Source organism: Akkermansia sp. KLE1798, from assembly GCF_001580195.1.
Classification (GTDB): Bacteria; Verrucomicrobiota; Verrucomicrobiia; order Verrucomicrobiales; family Akkermansiaceae; genus Akkermansia; species Akkermansia biwaensis.
Map to the genome: position 1 here is coordinate 76103 of NZ_KQ971075.1, position 17576 is coordinate 93678.

Genomic DNA, 17576 nt, shown 5'->3' on the forward strand with positions numbered 1-17576 from the left:
AAGATCGGGAGATGAGAGGTTAGTTCATGGAGAACACTTCACGGGCATCGGATACTTTGCCCGTCAGCGCGGCGGCGGCCACCATGGCGGGGCTCATCAGGAGCGTGCGGCCCGTGGGACTGCCCTGGCGTCCCTTGAAGTTCCGGTTGGAGGAACTGGCGCAGAGCTGGTCGCCCTGGAGCTTGTCCGGGTTCATGGCCAGGCACATGGAACAGCCGGCCAGGCGCCATTCGAATCCGGCCTCGCGGAAGATGTCCGCAATGCCTTCCTCCTCGCATTGCCTGGCCGTCATTTGGGAGCCCGGCACGGCCAGCGCCCTGATTCCGGGAGCCACGTGGCGTCCCTTGATGAGGGCGGCCACTTCCCGGAAGTCGGAGATGCGGCCGTTGGTGCAGGACCCGACGAAGCACACCTGGACGGGAAGTCCCTTGAGGGGCATCCCGGCGGGGAATTTCATGTATTCCAGCGCTTCGCCGATCATTTTCCGTTCGTCGGCGTCCCCGGTGGATGCGGGATCCGGCGTTGTGCCGCTGATGCCCGTGTTCTGGTCCGGGGAGATGCCCCATGTCACGGTAGGTTCGATGGAGGCTCCGTCGATTTCCACAATTTCATCGTATTCCGCGTCCGCATCGGAGGCGAAGCTCAGCCAGCGCTCCACGGCCTTGTCCCAGTCCGCACCTTCGGGGGCGAACAGGCGTCCCTTAATGTATTCCACCGTGGTCATGTCCGGGTTCACATAGCCGCAGCGCGCCGCTCCTTCAATGGACATGTTGCAGAGGGTCATGCGTTCGTCCATGCTCATGTCGTCAATGACGTCGCCGCCGTATTCATAGGCGAATCCCAGGCCGCCCTTGGCTCCCAGGAGTCCGATGATGTGAAGGGCCACGTCCTTGGCCCGCACGCCGGGAGCCAGTTTGCCGTTTACGTTGATGCGGCGCACCTTCAGCGGACTGAGGGCCAGCGTCTGGGTGGCCAGCACGTCGCGCACCTGCGTGGTGCCGATGCCCATCGCGATGGAACCGAACGCTCCGTGGGTGGCCGTGTGGGAGTCTCCGCACACGATGGTCATGCCCGGCTGGGTGATTCCGAGTTCCGGCCCCACCATGTGAACGATGCCCTGGAGGCCCGTAGGAAGATCAAAGAAGCGGATGCCGTTTTCCGCGCAGTTCCTGCGGAGTTCCCGGATCATGGCGTCCGCCGTGGCGTCCGCGAACGGTTCCGCCTGGTTGTCCGTGGGAATGATGTGGTCCACGGTGGCGAAGGTGCGTTCCGGATGGCGCACAGCAAGGCCGAGGTCGCGGACCATGCCGAAAGCCTGCGGAGAAGTGACTTCATGCAGAAAGTGTGTAGCGATGAACATTTGCGTCCTTCCGTCCGGCAGAATGCCGACGGAATGAGCATCCCAGATTTTTTGGAAAAGTGTTTTTCCCATAACTGATACCAAGCATCCGTCCGTTCGGTAACCGCGTCAAGATGCAAGGACGTATTGCTGACACGGTTTGTGTCTTACTCAGGGCGTTTTTTTGAACATTTCCCTTGCATGTATGGTCTGAATTGGCCATTTGCCAGCCTTTGGCGTATTTTCACCTGCAAAGGAAGGCGGAATTCGCGCCTGGAATGACGCTGGCCGGGAGAGCCGGATATTGTTCAGGAATTTTTCTCCCAAATCTCCGCGAAAACGTCTCCAAAGCGCCGCATCAGCTCCCCTTTTTCCCGGGATGCGGGCATTTCATTTTCCAGGCAGGTCATCTGGACGTCCTGAATGCCGCAGGGGGTAATGGCCAGGAAGGGGGACAGGGATTCCCGCGTCAGGTTGATGGCGAAGCCGTGCATGGCTATCCATTTTTTTACTCCCACGCCTATGGAGGCTATTTTGCGGTCTTCCACCCAGACGCCCACCAGACCTTCCCGGATGCGGGCGGCGACGCCGAACCGGGCGCAGGATTCGATCAGGGCATTTTCCAGAGAGGTGACGTAGGCGTGCAAATCCCTGCCGCGGCGGTTCAGGTCCGTGACGGGGTAGCCCACAAGCTGGCCGGGCCCGTGGTAGGTGGCCTGTCCTCCCCGGTTGATTTCATGGACGGGGAAGGGCAGCACGGTGCCGGGATGAAGGCTGCCATGGTCGCGTGTGCGGCCGATGGTGTACACGCCGGCGTGTTCCAGCAGCAGCAGTTCGTCTTCCCGTTCCGGGTCGTCCTGGTGGGCCCGCACCAGTTCTTCCTGCATGCGCAGGGTTTCCTGATAGTCTGCCAGGCCGGGAATGCGGATGATGTTCATGTGCGGGCAGGGCGGGGATGCGTCCCTCAGCGTGTTCTGCGCGCCTGCTGGCCCAGGGCCGTGCGGTACTGGTGTACGGCGGCGGCCAGGGAGGAGGCCATGAATTTCTGGTAGCGTTCCGTGTTGATGAGCAATGCTTCCTGTGCATGGGACATGAAGCCCCCCTCCACCAGGATGGCAGGGTGCTTGATGGTGCACAGCACGGAGTAGCGGGCGCGCTTGATGCCGCGGTCAACCATGGAGATTCCTTCCTTGATAGCGAGCGGGCCTTTCAGCATGTGTCCCTGTACGGCGGTGGCCAGGGCGATGTTCATGCTGTCCTGGGAGTTGCCCTGCAGGGCTTCCTGCCGAATGTTGCGGGACATGGAGGAAGACGTGCCGGCAGGGGCCAGCGTGAAGGTTTCCACCCCGCGGGCGGACGGCCCGCCGTCATTGAAATGGATGCTGATGAAGATGGCGTTGGAATATTTGTTGGCAATCCGCACGCGGTCCTGAAGAGAGATGAAGTTGTCCGTCTCACGGGTCATTACCGTCTGGTAGCCCATGCTTTTGAGGCGGTCGCGCAGTTTTTTGGCCACGGACAGGTTGAGGTCCGCCTCCCGGCTGATGCGGTTGCGCGCGCCGCTGTCATGGCCGCCGTGGCCGGGATCAATGACTACCGTGTTGAATCCGCGGCGGTTGGTGATGTAGGTGGGCCGCAGAACGGGATCAATGATTTTGTGAAGGTCCAGGTTGGAGACCATCAGCCCCTTGGAGGGGTGGTCCGCCACGGGGTAGGACAGGATGAACTTCATGTTGTTCATGTACATGTCCTGGCTGTGGGCCTGCATGCGGATCTGAATTTTTTCCGGCACCTCGTAAACTTTCTGGCGTCCCTCCGTCCGTTCCCGCGTGAGCTTGTAATGGGTACGCACTTCCGACATGGGGATGTACTGCACTCCGTTGATGGTTTCCGGATTCCATCCGAACGCCGTGGACAGCGTCAACAGGAACATGCCCAGAATGCCGAGCATGGCTGTGCAGGATGTACGAGAGGACGGATACATAGGACGATATCAGGCACAGACTAACGGATTTTTCATGACGCACAAGAGAAAAGTTGCCGTGAAAGATCCTTTTGCAAAGAGAGGGAACGGCGTTCTTTCATTTTTTCCCGACATGCCGGAGAGCGCAGCCCTGATAGCCACCTGCCGGGAAAAACCGTTTCCGCGGCGTGCGGAAGATAGTTCCGGGTTCTTGTAAATGGCGCGTTTCCAGTGCATGCGTGTACGCCGGAAGGATGAGGGCTTATCCGGAGGTGTGGGCATCGCGGAATTCCGGCAGGGAGGCCGGGGAATGCGGTTTCCTGAGATTGGCGGGGATTAGCCGGAGGGATGAAAAAAGGCGGACTCCCCTTTGCGGGGAGTCCGCCTGGTTGAAGGAAGAGTAAAGACGGCGGTTACTTGGCCGCCTTCTCGTCCATTTTAGCTTTAACCTGTTCTTCGATTTCCGAGTACAGTTCCTGATTGGATTTGAGGGCCTCCTTGGCGGCGTCGCGCCCCTGGGCGATCTGGCTGCCGTTGTAGCTGATCCAGGAGCCGCGCTTCTGGATGATGTCGTATTCCATCGCCAGGTCCAGCAAGCTTCCCACGGAGGAGATGCCTTCATTGTACATGATGTCGAATTCGCATTCCGTGAAGGGAGGGGCCACCTTGTTCTTGACCACCTTGATCTTGGTGCGGTTGCCGGTCACGGAGCCGTCGCTGCCCTTGATCTGGCCGATGCGGCGGATGTCCACGCGCACGGAGGCATAGAATTTCAGGGCGCGGCCGCCGGGAGTGGTTTCCGGGTTGCCGAACATGACACCGATTTTTTCACGGATCTGGTTGGTGAAGATGCAGACGGTCCGGGCCTTGGAGATGAAGCTGGTCAGCTTGCGGAGGGCGGCGGACATCAGGCGGGCCTGTGCGCCCACGGTGGAGTCGCCTATTTCGCCTTCCAGTTCCTGTTTGGTAACCAGGGCGGCTACGGAGTCCACCACGATGACGTCGATGGCGTTGGAACGCACCAGGGCTTCGCAGATTTGCAGGGCTTCTTCACCCGAGTTCGGCTGGGAGACCAGCAGGTCGTCCAGGTTCACGCCCAGGCGGGCGGCGTATTGCGGATCCAGGGCGTGTTCCACGTCAATGAACGCGGCCAGGCCGCCGGATTTCTGGGCCTGGGCGATGGCCGTGAGGGTGAGGGTGGTTTTACCGGAGGATTCCGGTCCGTAGATTTCCACGACGCGTCCGCGGGCGAACCCGCCCACGCCCAGGGCGCGGTCAATGAGAAGGTTGCCGGTGGGGATGACATCCACTTCCATTTTGGCATTGTCGCCAAGACGCATGATGGCGTTTTCACCGAAGTCTTTTTGAATCTGGGTCAGGGCAAGGTCAAGGTTGCGCTTGCGTGCGGCCGACAGTTTTTCCGCTTCGGGAGATAAGGGTGTATCGTTGCTCATATATCGTGGAAAATTATAGCTGAACGTGGTCTGTTTGCAAGCGTTCAGTGGGTCTTTCCGGGGCCATTTTCCCTTGATGCAGAGTAGAATTCTGACATGTGGGAAATCCTGTGAAAACCCGCGGAGCAGGGTTATTCCTCAATGGGCTCCGCCAGCGGGATGTCCTCATAGGCTCCGTCAAAGAGGACGGGAACGTTGTGTTCCGGGATGAGGTTGATGGCGTTGATTTTACGGTGGGTCTGCCGTGCGTGTTCCAGCGCCTGTTCCAGCTTGTCCACCTGCCGTTCCAGCCCGTAGTGGCTGAATGTGGCCTGGCAGTCGTTGGAGAAGCGCACGCAGAAGGACCAGTCGTTGGGCGTGGAGATGGAGACGATGCCGGGCAAGAATTCGGACACCGCGCCGGACAGCAGTTCGATCAACTGCATGGGCGCTTCCAAATCCCGGGTGCTGACGCCGTAGGAGAGCTGTCCGGAACTGGGTGGCCTGAGGGAGACGGAAGGCAGGTGTTTCCCCTGGATGTAGGGCATGTGGACCGTTTCCATGCACGGAAACATGACGCCGTCCTTGTCCGCCAGTACGCCGTATTTGGCGTCTCCGGGATGGATGCCCAGCTCCGGGCAGTCGATCCAGGCCGCGGGGATGCGCGCATCGATGTCCACAATCAGCGTGGGGTTGGAGGAGACCTGGTACTTGACGTCCGCCCGGCGGATGGCGGGGCATTTCTGCAGGCGCTGTTCCAGTACGGAGGCGTCTATGGAAAAGATGTTGTCCTGCGGCCCTACGCCCATGACGGCGAAGGCCTGTTCCGCATTGAAGATGCCGTTGCTGTTCAGCGTAACGGTGTCGATGGAGAGCCAGTCGTACTTGAGGATGTAGTTGGTCCACAGGAAGACGATGGCGCCGATAAGGCCGATGATGAGCGCGTAAACGACGACGATGTGGTACAGCTTGCGCCGGAAGAGCCAGAAACGGTAGTTCTTGCCCTTGCGTTCGATGGCCTCTTTTCTGGCCTCCCGTTCCAGCAGAAGCATTTCCTGCCTTTTGGCGGAGGGGGGAACTGGCGTTGTGACTTTATGCGACATCGGGGGGTGTGGGATGGGCGACTCCCCGCCCTTTGTCAAATACTACGCTCTTTCCTGGGGGTGGCTAGCGATAATTCCGCAATTTTTTCACAGAGGGCTTCATAGGACCAGCCGGCGGCTGCCGCGGCCTTCGGGAGCAGGCTGGAGGGGGTCATGCCGGGAATGGTGTTGATTTCCAGCACGAAGGGGGCCTCGTCCCCGTCGCGGAGCAGCACGTCCACGCGGCCGTAAATTTCCACGCCAGCGGCGCGGTACGCCTGAAGGGCCGCTTCCTGCACTTTTTTTGCGGTTTCCTCCGGAAGGTCCGCCGGGCAGATGTAGTCCGTGCCGCCGCCCATGTTCATCCAGGGGTATTTGTTGCTCAGGTCATAGAAGCCGGAGCGGGGGCAGATATGGATGACGGGCAGGGCTTCCCCGTCCAGAATGCCCACGGTAAGCTCCCTGCCCTGGATGAATTCCTCTACCAGCACTTCCGGACCGTGGGTGACGGCTTCCTCCATGGCGGGCAGCACGTCTTCCTGCCGGTGGACGATGTGGACGCCCACACTGGACCCTTCGCAGGGCGGTTTGATGACGAAAGGCAGCGGAAGGGACGGCATCACGATGCCGTTGGAGCAGTCCAGGATTTCCGCTTTCGGGGTGGGGACTCCGGCAGCCGTGAAGATTTTTTTGGATTTGGCCTTGTCAAAGCAGACGGCGCTGGAACGGGAGCCTGCGCCGGTGTACGGGATGCCGCGTTCTTCCAGAATGGACTGGAGCGCGCCGTCCTCCCCGAAGGTGCCGTGAATGATGTTGTAGGCCAGTTCCGTGCCTTCCGGCAAACGGAAGTCCGGGCCTTGCACGTCCACCCGGGTGACGTGGGTGAATCCAGCCCGGACCAGGGCGTCGTAAACGGAGTTGCCGGAGACGAGGGATACCTCCCGTTCGGCTCCCGGTCCGCCGAGGAGCAGGGCGATGCTGAGGTCGCGCTTGAGGGTGCTCATGATGAATCAGTGAATGGTTGGTTAGAATTGAGGTTCGCGGTCGCCGATGACCTGGGCTTCCGATTTCAGGTCGATTCCCCGGTTTTCCATGGCTTCCTTGCGGATCATGTCGATCAGAATGGTGATGTCCCTTGCCCTGGCGTGGCCCCGGTTGATGATGAAGTTGGCGTGCACGCTGGAGACGCAGGCGTCTCCCACGCAGGCGTTTTTCAGTCCCAGTTCGTCAATCAGCTTGCCCGCGGGGATTTCCTCCGGGTTTTTGAAGATGCAGCCGGCGCTGGCGCCGGAGGGCTGGGACAGCCTGCGTTTGGCGCGGGCGTCTTCCAGTTTTTCTTCAATTTCCTCCCTGGCGCAGGGGCTGCCTTCAAAGACGGCCTGCAGCACGAAGTTGTGGGCCAGGTCCGGAATGGAGCGGTACTGGGCGTTGAGGTCGCCGGAGGGGTGGCTGCGGATTTCCCCGTCTTCATCCAGGCAGGTGACGGAGACGAGGTTCCGGATCATGTCCCTTCCCATGGCTCCGGCGTTCATGCGGAGGCTTCCGCCCACGTTGCCGGGGATTCCGTCCATCCATTCCAGGCCGCCGAGGCCGCTGCGGAGAGCGGCGGAAACCATTTTTTTCAGGCGTACGCCCGCTCCTGCCGTGATGAAGTTGTCCCGGACTTCCAGTGTGTCGAATTCTCCGCCGGAGGGGTGGATGACGGCACCGCGCAGGCCGCCGTCGCGCACGATGATGTTGGAGCCGCGGCCCACGACGTGAACCGGGATGTTTCTGTCCCGGCAGTAGTTGACGGCCGTCTGCATGGCGGCGAAGGTGGAGGGCTCCAGCCAGAATTGGGCGCAGCCGCCCACGCCCATGGTGGTATGGCGGGACATGGGCTCATACAGCGTTCCGTTCAGGGATTCTCCCGCCGTGCGTTCCAGGTCCTCCAGCAGGGCGAGGTCCCGGGCGATGCGCATGCCGCATTCGTGGACGTTGCCCGCCCCCAGCGTCAGGAAGAGGTCGCCGGGTTTCAGGGCGTTGCCGATGGCGTGGTGGGCCGTGTTGAGGTCCGGCAGATAGGAGGTTTCCACCCGGCCATGCCTGTGCATGGCGTCAATGATGGTTTGGCCGCTGATTCCTTCAATGGGAAGCTCGCTGGCGGGATACACGTCCGCCACGAAGACGAGGTCCGCGGCCTGAAGCACTTTCCCGAAGTCTTCCGCCAGCATCTGGGTGCGCGTGTAGCGGTGCGGCTGGAAGTACACGACCAGGCGCTCCGGCTGGAGGGAGCGGGCCGTTTGCAGGGTGGCGGCTATTTCCGTGGGATGGTGGCCGTAGTCGTCCACGATCCGGATGGAGGGGGAAAGGTATTTGGTTTCAAAACGGCGCTTGGCTCCGGCAAAGGAGGCCAGTCCGCGCGTGACGGAAGGGAAGTCCACGCCCAGTTCCGTGGCCAGGGCGATGGCGGCCAGGGCGTTCAGCACGTTGTGGCGGCCGGGAATGCCCAGCTCCACGCGGCCCAGTTCTTTCTCTCCCTTGAAAACGGTGAAGAGGGTGCGGCCGCGGCGTTCCACCACGTCGGCCGCGGTGTAGTCCGCGTCAGACCATCCGTAGGAGACGGCATTGGGATATTTGGCGCAGACGTCCGTCGCGCCGGGATGGGCCTTGCAGTAAATGATTTTTCCGCGGGTCTGGGTACACAGCTGGTTGAAGACGGTTTTGATTTCATCCAGGTCCTTGTAGTGGTCCAGGTGTTCCGGCTCCACGTTGAGGACGATGCTGTGTTCCGGAATGTAGTTGACCAGCGTGCCGTCGCTTTCATCCCCTTCCGCCACCAGGTATTCGCTGTCTTCATTCCAGTGGGCGTTGGTTCCCAGCACGGGGATTTCCGCTCCCACGTAATGGCAGGGGCGCATGCGGCCTTCCCTCATGAGGTGGGCGCAGAGGGCGGAGGTGGTAGTCTTGCCGTGCGTGCCGGAGACGACTACGCCTTTCTTTCCGTTCAGGATGGCGGCCAGACATTCCGCCCGGCGCATGCAGGGGATGTTGAGCTGGCGCGCGGCGGCCAGCGCCGGATTGTCCTCCCGGATGGCGCTGGAATAGATGACGATTTCCGCGTCCGCCACGGCGTCCGCGGAGTGCGGGCAGGAGAAGGCCAGCCCCAGGCTTTGCAGACGTTCCGTCTCCGTGCTGGTTACGCGGTCGCAGCCGCTGACCCTGTGCCCCATCTCCATGAGCATGAGAGCCAGGCCGGACATGCCGGACCCCGCCACCCCGATGAGGTGCAGGCGCGCCGGGGACTTCCTGTTGATGAGGCGTTTGCGCAGGGTTTCAATCATGGCTGGCTGGAGAGTCCGTGTTTTCAATGACATTGGCGATGCGGGATACTGCATCAGGCATGTCCAGACGTAAAGCACATTCATTCATGGACGCCAGCAGGGCGGAGTCCGTGAATACTTCCTTCAGGAACGCGGCGATGTCGTCCGGCGTCAGCGTGTTTTCCCGCATCATCCGCGCCGCGCCGTGGGCCGCGAAAACGCGGGCGTTGTGGGCCTGGTGGTCGTCCGCGGCAAAGGGGTAGGGCACCAGCAGGGCCGCCTTGCCCATGTGGGCCAGTTCCGTCAGGCTGGAGGCTCCGGAACGGGAGACGACTACGTCCGCGGCGGCGTATGCGGAGGCCATGGCGGAGCAGAATTCAATGACGTGCACGTGGGGCATGTCCGCCGTCAGCTGGCTGACCCGCTCAAAGTCAGCCGATCCGGTGATGATGAGGAAGTCGCACAATTCCGCGCATTGCCTGGCCGCCTCAATGACCAGGGAGTTGAGGTTCCTGGCTCCCTGGGAGCCGCCCATCACCAGGACCACGCGGCGGTCCTGCGGCAGGTTGAGTTCTTCCCGGGCTTCCCGCCTGTCCTTGCGGACCTCCATTTCCTGGCGAACCGGGGTGCCGGTGACGATGCATTTGGCGGGGTTGAAGTAGTGTCTGGCTTCCTCAATGCCCAGCAGCACGTTCGTGCAGCATTTGGCGGTCATGCGGTTGGCTTTGCCGGGCAGCGCGTTGGAGTCATGCACGTAGGTGCGAATGCCCTTGCGGTGCGCGGCATATACGGGGGGGAAGGAGGTGAAACCGCCCATGCCGATGACGGCGTCCGCGCTGACTTCATCCAGCAGGTTGCGGCTGAAGCGGATGGCCTTGTACAGCCTGAGTCCGAAACCCAGCAGGCCCAGGGACGGGATTTTGGGCATGGCGATGGCTTCAATGACGCGGAAGTCAAGATCGCCGTAGTTTTTGCTGGCCTGGGCATCCACCTTTTTCTGGGAGATGAGCAGGGTGACCTTGTGGCCGCGTTTCTTGAGTTCCTGTGCCACGGCTATTCCGGGGAAGAGATGGCCGCCGGTGCCTCCGCAGGCAATCACGATGTTCAGCGGGGGGCGTGTGGGAGAGGGCTGGGTCATAATCTTACGTCAATGGAGCGTTCGTCTTTGCGGGTGATTTCACAGTTGGGCTGTGCGCCGGTGGAAAATCTCTGGATGCTGGTGAGCATTCCCAGTGCAGCCAGGGTAAAGACAAGGTTGGTGCCCCCGAAGCTGATGAAGGGCAGCGGCAGCCCGGAGTTGGGCACGGCATTGGTCACCACCGCAATGTTCAGCATGGCCGGGCAGAAGATGATGGCCACGATTCCCACGGCCAGGAACCGCCCGTAGGCGTCCCGGCACTGCATGGCCACGCCGATGCCGGCGTATGTCATCAGGAAGTAGGCCAGAAGCACGGCCATGGTTCCGTAAAAGCCGAATTCCTCTCCAAGCGGGGCGAAGATGAAGTCCGTGTGGGCAAAGGGGAGGGTGCCGTGCTTTTCCGCGCTGTTGCCCAGCCCCACGCCTTCCAGGCCGCCGCGCGAAAGGGCGATGGCGGCGCGGTACTGCTGCAGGCCGGCCCCCTGGCTGTGGGCGTCCAGGTCCTTCCAGGCCAGGAAGCGTTCCAGGCGGTTGGCATTGCTCTGTACGAGGAAGTAGAGGGATGCCCCGGCCACGATCAGGGCGGCGCCCAGGTAGATTTTACGCGTGCCTGCCACGAACATGACGCAGAAGGCGGCCAGTGCCAGGGCCACGGAGGTACCCATGTCTTTTTCAAACAGGATCAGGGCCAGCGGAATGCCGAAGATGACGCCCGGCATCACGAACCCCCACCAGAGGGAAGTGGTGCGGTCCCGGTACAGGGCCAGCCAGTGGGCCAGGGCCATCATCATGCAGAGTTTGGCGCATTCGCTGGGCTGGAATTGCATGCCGATGGTGATCCAGCGGCGTTCCCCGTTGATTTCCTTCCCGATGCCCGGCACGTAGCACAGGACCAGCAGGAAGGAGGCGAAGCCCAGGATCCACCAGATATATTTCCGCCACAGGCGGTAGTCTATGCGGGACAGGACCAGGGCGCCCACCAGCCCCGCGCAGGCGAAGGCCGTCTGCTTGAAGAGCGGTTCGTACGGATGCTTGGTTTCCTCAGCCCACGCGGCTGTACTGGACACCATCACCAGACCCACGACCAGAAGGCAGATGACGAAGAACCAGACCAGAATCATGCAGACTTTGGAAGACATGGCGGCAGCCGGGCGGACCGGAAAGGACTATTTCTTGGGGATCATGATTTTCTGGCCGATCTTGAGGCGCGCCACGTCCTTGTCGCTCATCTTGTTGAATTTCTGGATATTCCTCCAGTTCATTTTATACTTGCGGGCAATGACGGAGAGCGTTTCCCCCTTTTTCACGATATGGGTGGTTCCGGTCAGGGCCGTGTCGGCTTCGGCGGGTTTTTCCTGGACGAGATGATCGCCGGGGCGCGCCGGGATGACCAGCGTGGTGCCGCTGACCAGTTTCTGCATGTTGGGGTTGACGGCTTTCAGGTCCGCGACGGAGACCCGGTTGTCGCGGGCGACGCGTTCCCAGGTGTCACCCGTGCGCACGATGTGGCGGGCCGGACCTGCCACCGGGGCGGCATCGGGGATATGTTCCTGAGCGGTCGGGGCCGGAGCGGCCTGTTCCTGCCTGCCGGGGCGCGCGTCCACTACCTGTTCCGGCTGGGTGATGGTCACCGGGGCGGCGGGAGCCGCCTGGGGAACGGCGGGGGCCGTTACGGGAGCTGCGGCGGGGACGGGGATTTGCGGGACGGTGGGCGGGGAGGGCAGAGTGGCGGTCATTTCCACCATTTCCGTGGTGTTCTTGAACCAGGTGCTGCGCACCCACACCCCGCCGATGACGAGAAGATGGAGGAGAAGGAGGACGACGAGCCAGCGCACGACGGTGCTGCTGGGGGCGTCGTCTTCGAATTCGGAGACGCGGGCACGGTACCTGCTGAGTTTGGCGCGGAGTACGGTACCCAGCTTGCGCTTCGGACGCGTGCGTCCGGTCGGATTGTGATCGGGGTTTTTGGTCGTTTTCATGATGATGGTTTTGGTGGGATGGTCAGGAGAGGGGGGATAGGGCATTCACGGCGTCGCGAAAGGCCTGTCCCCGCTGGGCGTAGCCGGTGAACATGTCGAAGGAGGAGGTGCCGGGAGAGAACAGGACGGTGTCTCCCGGCCGGGCGAGCAGGCGCGCTTTTTCCACGCAGTCCGCCACGTCTGCGGCTTTTTCCGTGGGCGCCGCAGGAGAAAAGGAGTCGTAAAGCTGGTCCGCAATCTGGCCGAAGACCACGCAGGCGCGCACTTTTTCCTTCAGCATGGGGCGGAGGGGGAGGTAGTCCAGTCCCTTGTCCTTGCCGCCGGCAATGAGGACGACGGGGGCGTTCTGCGATTTCAGCGCCGCTTCCAGGGCATGCAGGTTCGTGGCCTTGGAGTCGTTCAGCCACAGCACGCCGTCCAGCGTGCGGACGGCTTCACAGCGATGGCCGGGAGGGGTGAATTCCTCCAGCACTTCCGCGGCGGTTTCCGCCGGGATGCCCAGGTGGCGGCAGGCCAGCACGGCGGCCATGACGTTTTCCGCGTTGTGGCGCTGGCTCAGGGAAGTCCCTGCCAGGTTCAGCAGAGGGGAGCCTCCTTCCATGACAAGGGGTTCCCGGTAGTACAGGTCCGCTTCCGGGGATTCGGAGCTGAATGTCCGGACGGAAGCTTTCAGGGAGGGCAAATGTTCTCCGAAGCGCACCACGGCCAGGTCGTTTTCCGTCTGGTTGTCGAAGATGTGCAGCTTGGCCTTGTAATAGTCTTCCACGGCGGTGTAACGGTCCATGTGGTCCGGCGCGAAGTTGAGCCATACGGCCACGTCCGGATGAAAGTCGCGGATGGTTTCAAGCTGGAAGGAACTGACTTCCAGCGCCAGCACGTCCGGAACGGCATCCCGGAGAAGCACTTCCGCCATGGGCACGCCGTAGTTGCCGCAGGCAACGGCGTTTTTTCCGCCGCGGAGCAGGATTTTTTCCACCAGGGACGTGGTGGTGGTCTTGCCGTTGGTGCCGGTGATGGCAATGATTTTCCCCCGGTAGAAGCGGGAGGCCAGTTCCATTTCCCCGATGGTTTCCACATCTTCCCGTCCAAAGGATTTGACAAAGGGGCAGTCCGTTTCAATGCCCGGGGAAATCACGACCAGGTCCGCGCGGAACGCGTGCCCGTCTTCTTGCGTGGCGCCGGCATGCAGCGGAATGTCTTCCGGCCAGCCGGTGATCGCCGGAGAAGTGTCGAATACGCATACGCGTCCGCCATGCTTCATGGCCAGGCGCGCCGCGGCGCGTCCGCTTCTGCCCGCTCCCAGAACGGCTATGTTGAGGTTGTGAAGATTCATGGACGGGTTATGCGGTGGTGATGAGGAACAGGCCCAGGAACGCGAGCAGGAGGCTGATCATCCAGAACCGGGTGATTACCTGCGTTTCCTTCCATCCCTTGAGCTCGAAGTGGTGGTGGATGGGCGCCATGGCGAAGATGCGTTTGCCGTGGCGCAGCTTGAAGCTGCCTACCTGGAGGACGACGGACGTGGCTTCCATGACGAAGACGCCGCCAATGACGATGAAGAGGATTTCCTGCGCCGTGCAGACCGCCGCCATGCCGAAGGCGCCCCCCAGGGCCAGGGAGCCGGTGTCCCCCATGAAGACCTTGGCCGGGTAGCAGTTGTACCATAGGAAGCCCAGGCAGGCTCCCACGACGGCCATCATGAAGACGCTTATTTCATTGGCTGCCGGATGGAAGGGGATGTTCAGGCCGTCCGCCATCAGCCAGTTGCCGGCCAGCGCGGCAAGGATGGCGTACGTGATGCCCGTGGCGACGGAACAGCCGGAGGCCAGCCCGTCCAGGCCGTCCGTCAGGTTCACCGCATTGGAGGCGGAGACCACGACCAGCGCGCCGAACGGGATGTAAACGTACCACGGCAGATTCACCTGCCCGTAGAACGGGATGAAGAGGGAAGTGACGTAGTCGTGCAGTTCCACGCGCGGCTGCCCTTCCGGATACAGCCACAGGAAGGCGACGCCCAGAAGACCCACCAGGACCTGGACGATGAGCTTCTTGCGTGCAGAAATGCCGTCGGAGGTTTTTTTGGTTACTTTCAGGTAGTCGTCCCGGAAGCCCAGCAGGCCCAGCGCCACCGTGACGAACAGGCAGGAGATGATGAAGGGGTTGCCCATTCTGGCGCACAGCAGGGTGGCCGCCAGCGTGGCGCCCACGATGAGCACGCCGCCCATGGTGGGAGTGCCCGCCTTCGCTCCGTGAAGTTCCGCCAGTTTGTGAACCTCTTCCGCCGTCCTGATGGGCTGGCCGATTTTCAGGGAAATCAGCGCGCGGATGACCCTGGGCGCAAACGCCATGGTCAGGACGAAGGAAAGCAGGCAGGCCAGCAGGGCCCTCCCTGCCGTGCCTGCAAGCCCGCATCCGGGGCAGATATGTTCAATGAGGGAATACATGATTTACTGGGGCGGAAAAGTGAGGTTCATGACTTGCTCCATGCGGGCGGCGCGGCTGCCTTTGAAGAGGACGATGTCACCCGGGGCGACATGGTTGCGGAGCCATTCGGCGGCTTCCTCCGGCGTGGCGAGATACAGGGCCTGGGTGGCGGAACCGGGAGGGATGGCATCCGTGATTTGCGCGGCGTCTGGCCCTACGCTGACTACATAGTCGAAATGGAGTTCCTCCGCCGTACGGCCCACCAGGGCATGACCTTCCGCGGAGAAGGTGCCCAGTTCCCCCATTCTGCCCAGCACGGCAAAGCGCCTGCCCGTGCAGGGGAGGTCGGCTGCCGTGCGCAGGGCCGCCTGCATGGAGTCCGGGTTGGCGTTGTAGGTGTCGTCTATCACCAGGATGCCGCCGCTCTGCTTGCAGTGCAGCCTGCCTCCCGTCAGCTTCGCTTCGTTCAGGCCGGAGACGATTTGTTCCTTCGCAAGACCTGCCACCCAGCCGGCGGCGGCCGCGAGCAGTGCGTTGCAGACCATGTGGCGGCCGTGCACGGGCAGTTCCACCGTTTCCCGGCAGAAGTCCGGTATGACGAGCGTGAACCGCGTTCCGTCTTCCGTGGAAACGAGGTTTTCCGCACGCACCGTGCCGGAATCAATGCCGCAGTCGATGCAGGCCGCACGGGTGGACTGCCGGATCATGTCCGCATAGTCGCAGTCCGCGGGAAAGATCATGTGGCCGTTTTCCGGAAGGCATTCGGCAACCGTGCATTTTTCCCGTGCGATGTTGTCCCGGGAGCCCATGTATTTTATATGGGAAGTACCGATGCTGGTGATGATGCCGATGCGCGGCCGCGCCATTCCGCACAGCGGGGCCAGTTCCCCAGGATGGTTCATGCCCATTTCCCAGACGGCCATTTCATCGGCGGGTTCCGCTTTCAGGATGCTGAGGGGGACGCCGATATGGTTGTTCAGATTGCCTTCCGTGGCGACGGTGCGGAATTTCCGGGAGAGGACGGCGGCGGTCAGGTCCTTCGTGGAAGTTTTCCCATTGGACCCGGTCAGGCCCACGACGGTCAGCTTCAGGTTGGAGCGCCACCAGGAGGCCAGTTTCTGCAGGGCGGCCAGCGTGTCTTCCACCAGGATGACGGCGCAGGAGGGGTCGATGCCGGGCTCCACGCGGCTGACGACGACGGCCGCCGCGGTGCGGGAGGCCTCCGGAGCGAACAGGTTCCCGTCGAATTTTTCTCCGCCCAGGGCAAAGAAGACGGCATGCGGCGCCAGGGCGCGGCTGTCCGTGCAGACGCCGCCGGAAGCGACCCTTTCAAAGGGGCCGCTGACCAGCTGTCCGCCAATGGCATTGCAGATGCCGTGTGCCGTGAGGGAGGTCATGGGAATGATGGTCGTGTATTATGCCTGCGTGAACTCGTCTTTGATGCGCATGTTGCGGCGTACTTCCTTGGCGTCGCTGAAGTCGATGCGCCCCGTGGAAAGTTCCTGGTAGTTTTCATGGCCCTTGCCGGCAATGAGAACGATGTCTCCCAGCCGGGCCTGGTCGATGGCCGTGGCAATGGCCCGTGCGCGGTCCGGGATGATGGCGTACCGGCCTTCCGGCATGCCCGCCGTGATCTGGTTGATGATGGAGAGGGGCTCTTCACTCCTGGGATTGTCCGACGTGACGATGCATGCGTCCGACAGGCGTGCGGCCACGGCGCCCATCAGCGGGCGCTTTCCCTTGTCCCGGTTTCCGCCGCAGCCGAATACGGTGATGAGGCGGCGGGAGCACAGTTCCTTGAGCGTTTTGCAGACGTTTTCCAGGGCGTCCGGGGTGTGGGCGTAGTCAATGAAGATTTGTGCGCCGCCCGGATGGGTGAACAGTTCCAGCCTGCCGGGCACCTGCGGAATGTTCTGGAGGCTGGCGATGGCGTCCCTCACGGGGATGCCTGCGCAGATGACGGCCGCCAGGGCCGCCAGGCTGTTGTACATGTTGAATTTGCCGATCAGGGGCACGCGGACCAGGTAGCTTTTTCCCTTGTATTCCAGCTCGTATTCGCTGCCCCTGGCCGTGGCGTGGTGCACCAGCATGCGGAAGTCCGCGCCCAGGGCGGAACCATAGGTTTTCACCGCCATGCGGCCGGAGAACATTTCCGCCAGGCGGCGGCCGTAGGCGTCATCAATGTTGATGACGGCCACGGGCTTGCGGCGGGATTTGGTGTCCGCCGCCATTTGCTCGAACAATTTCACCTTGGCCTGGAAGTAGTTTTCCATAGTGTGGTGGTAGTCCAGATGGTCCTGGGTCAGGTTCGTGAAGATGCCCACATTGAAGTTGATGCCCGCCACACGTTCCTGGTCCAGGGCGTGGGAGGAGACTTCCATGGCTACGCCGCGGCAGCCGTTTTCCAACATTTCCTTCAGCAGGTGTTCCAGTTCCAGAGGACCCGGCGTGGTGTGCGTGGAGGGGGTGATTTCCTCCCCGTTGTCGTAGGCGATGGTGCCGATGAGTCCGGCGCGCAGCCACGATTGCTTGAGGAGGGAATGGGCAATGTAGGCCGTGGTGGTTTTCCCGTTTGTTCCGGTGACGCCGATCATGGACATGTGGCGGGAGGGGTGGCCGTTCCAGGCCGCTCCCATCAGGCTGACGGCCAGCCGGGAGTCGTTCACTTCCACCCAGGAGACCTTGCCGTCCCTGGCTTCCTGCGTGCAGGGGGATTCCGCCACAATGGCGCATGCTCCGCGCCTGATGGCCTCCGGAATGAAGGCGTGCCCGTCGGCCTGCGTTCCTTTCAGGGCAATGTAGCAGGAGCCGGGCAGAACGCGGCGGCTGTCGCATTCCAGATGGGAGATTTTCACCTGGCCGGAACCGGTGAGCGTGTGCTTGGGGAGGTCTTTGAGAAGAGTAAGTAGCTTCATG

The 17576-nt window shown here is 62.0% G+C and carries 14 protein-coding genes; all 14 read right to left on the reverse strand.

Features of this window, described 5'->3' with window-relative positions; translation table 11 throughout:
* Nucleotides 1-19: 19 nt before the first annotated feature.
* The 14 genes from leuC to HMPREF3039_RS03260 all read right to left on the reverse strand — a co-directional run bounded on the left by leuC (nt 20) and on the right by HMPREF3039_RS03260 (nt 17575).
* Nucleotides 20-1432, reverse strand: a complete 1413-nt coding sequence (gene leuC / locus HMPREF3039_RS03195) for a 3-isopropylmalate dehydratase large subunit (RefSeq protein WP_067572049.1) — start codon at nt 1430-1432, stop codon at nt 20-22.
* A gap of 215 nt (nt 1433-1647) precedes the next feature.
* Complete coding sequence (lipB, locus tag HMPREF3039_RS03200) at nt 1648-2277, reverse strand: lipoyl(octanoyl) transferase LipB (RefSeq protein WP_067572047.1); 630 nt, start codon at nt 2275-2277, stop codon at nt 1648-1650.
* 26 nt (nt 2278-2303) lie between these two features.
* The gene (locus HMPREF3039_RS03205; protein WP_082770053.1) at nt 2304-3323 is read right to left on the reverse strand and encodes an N-acetylmuramoyl-L-alanine amidase family protein; all 1020 of its coding nucleotides are present in this window, start codon (nt 3321-3323) and stop codon (nt 2304-2306) included.
* 392 nt (nt 3324-3715) lie between these two features.
* Nucleotides 3716-4756 (reverse strand): recombinase RecA, encoded by a 1041-nt coding sequence (gene recA / locus HMPREF3039_RS03210; protein WP_067572044.1) that lies wholly within the window; start codon nt 4754-4756, stop codon nt 3716-3718.
* A gap of 131 nt (nt 4757-4887) precedes the next feature.
* Nucleotides 4888-5838 carry a cell division protein FtsQ/DivIB gene (locus HMPREF3039_RS03215; RefSeq protein WP_082770052.1) on the reverse strand — a complete coding sequence of 317 codons (951 nt, stop codon included), beginning with the start codon at nt 5836-5838 and terminating at the stop codon, nt 4888-4890.
* Between the two features lie 35 nt (nt 5839-5873).
* Entirely contained in the window at nt 5874-6821 is a 948-nt protein-coding gene (locus tag HMPREF3039_RS03220) for a D-alanine--D-alanine ligase (protein WP_067572039.1), read from the reverse strand.
* Nucleotides 6822-6842: 21 nt separating this feature from the next.
* On the reverse strand, nt 6843-9140 hold the full coding sequence (gene murC / locus HMPREF3039_RS03225; RefSeq protein WP_067572038.1) for a UDP-N-acetylmuramate--L-alanine ligase: 2298 nt from the start codon (nt 9138-9140) through the stop codon (nt 6843-6845).
* Nucleotides 9133-10257 carry an undecaprenyldiphospho-muramoylpentapeptide beta-N-acetylglucosaminyltransferase gene (gene murG, locus HMPREF3039_RS03230; RefSeq protein ID WP_067572037.1) on the reverse strand — a complete coding sequence of 375 codons (1125 nt, stop codon included), beginning with the start codon at nt 10255-10257 and terminating at the stop codon, nt 9133-9135. The genes murC and murG overlap by 8 nt, the downstream gene beginning before the upstream one ends.
* Nucleotides 10254-11396, reverse strand: coding sequence for an FtsW/RodA/SpoVE family cell cycle protein (locus tag HMPREF3039_RS03235; RefSeq protein ID WP_067572032.1), 1143 nt, complete (start codon nt 11394-11396; stop codon nt 10254-10256). The genes murG and HMPREF3039_RS03235 overlap by 4 nt, the downstream gene beginning before the upstream one ends.
* 27 nt (nt 11397-11423) lie before the next feature.
* Nucleotides 11424-12281 carry a LysM peptidoglycan-binding domain-containing protein gene (locus tag HMPREF3039_RS03240; RefSeq protein WP_067572031.1) on the reverse strand — a complete coding sequence of 286 codons (858 nt, stop codon included), beginning with the start codon at nt 12279-12281 and terminating at the stop codon, nt 11424-11426.
* Nucleotides 12259-13569, reverse strand: coding sequence for a UDP-N-acetylmuramoyl-L-alanine--D-glutamate ligase (gene murD, locus HMPREF3039_RS03245; RefSeq protein ID WP_067572030.1), 1311 nt, complete (start codon nt 13567-13569; stop codon nt 12259-12261). Before murD ends, HMPREF3039_RS03240 begins: the two co-directional genes overlap by 23 nt.
* Before the next feature lie 7 nt (nt 13570-13576).
* Nucleotides 13577-14680: a phospho-N-acetylmuramoyl-pentapeptide-transferase gene (gene mraY, locus HMPREF3039_RS03250; RefSeq protein ID WP_067572022.1), complete on the reverse strand. Its 1104-nt coding sequence runs from the start codon at nt 14678-14680 to the stop codon at nt 13577-13579.
* A gap of 3 nt (nt 14681-14683) precedes the next feature.
* Nucleotides 14684-16057: a UDP-N-acetylmuramoyl-tripeptide--D-alanyl-D-alanine ligase gene (murF, locus tag HMPREF3039_RS03255; RefSeq protein WP_067572021.1), complete on the reverse strand. Its 1374-nt coding sequence runs from the start codon at nt 16055-16057 to the stop codon at nt 14684-14686.
* A gap of 18 nt (nt 16058-16075) precedes the next feature.
* Complete coding sequence (locus HMPREF3039_RS03260) at nt 16076-17575, reverse strand: UDP-N-acetylmuramoyl-L-alanyl-D-glutamate--2,6-diaminopimelate ligase (protein WP_067572020.1); 1500 nt, start codon at nt 17573-17575, stop codon at nt 16076-16078.
* Nucleotide 17576: the final 1 nt, after the last annotated feature.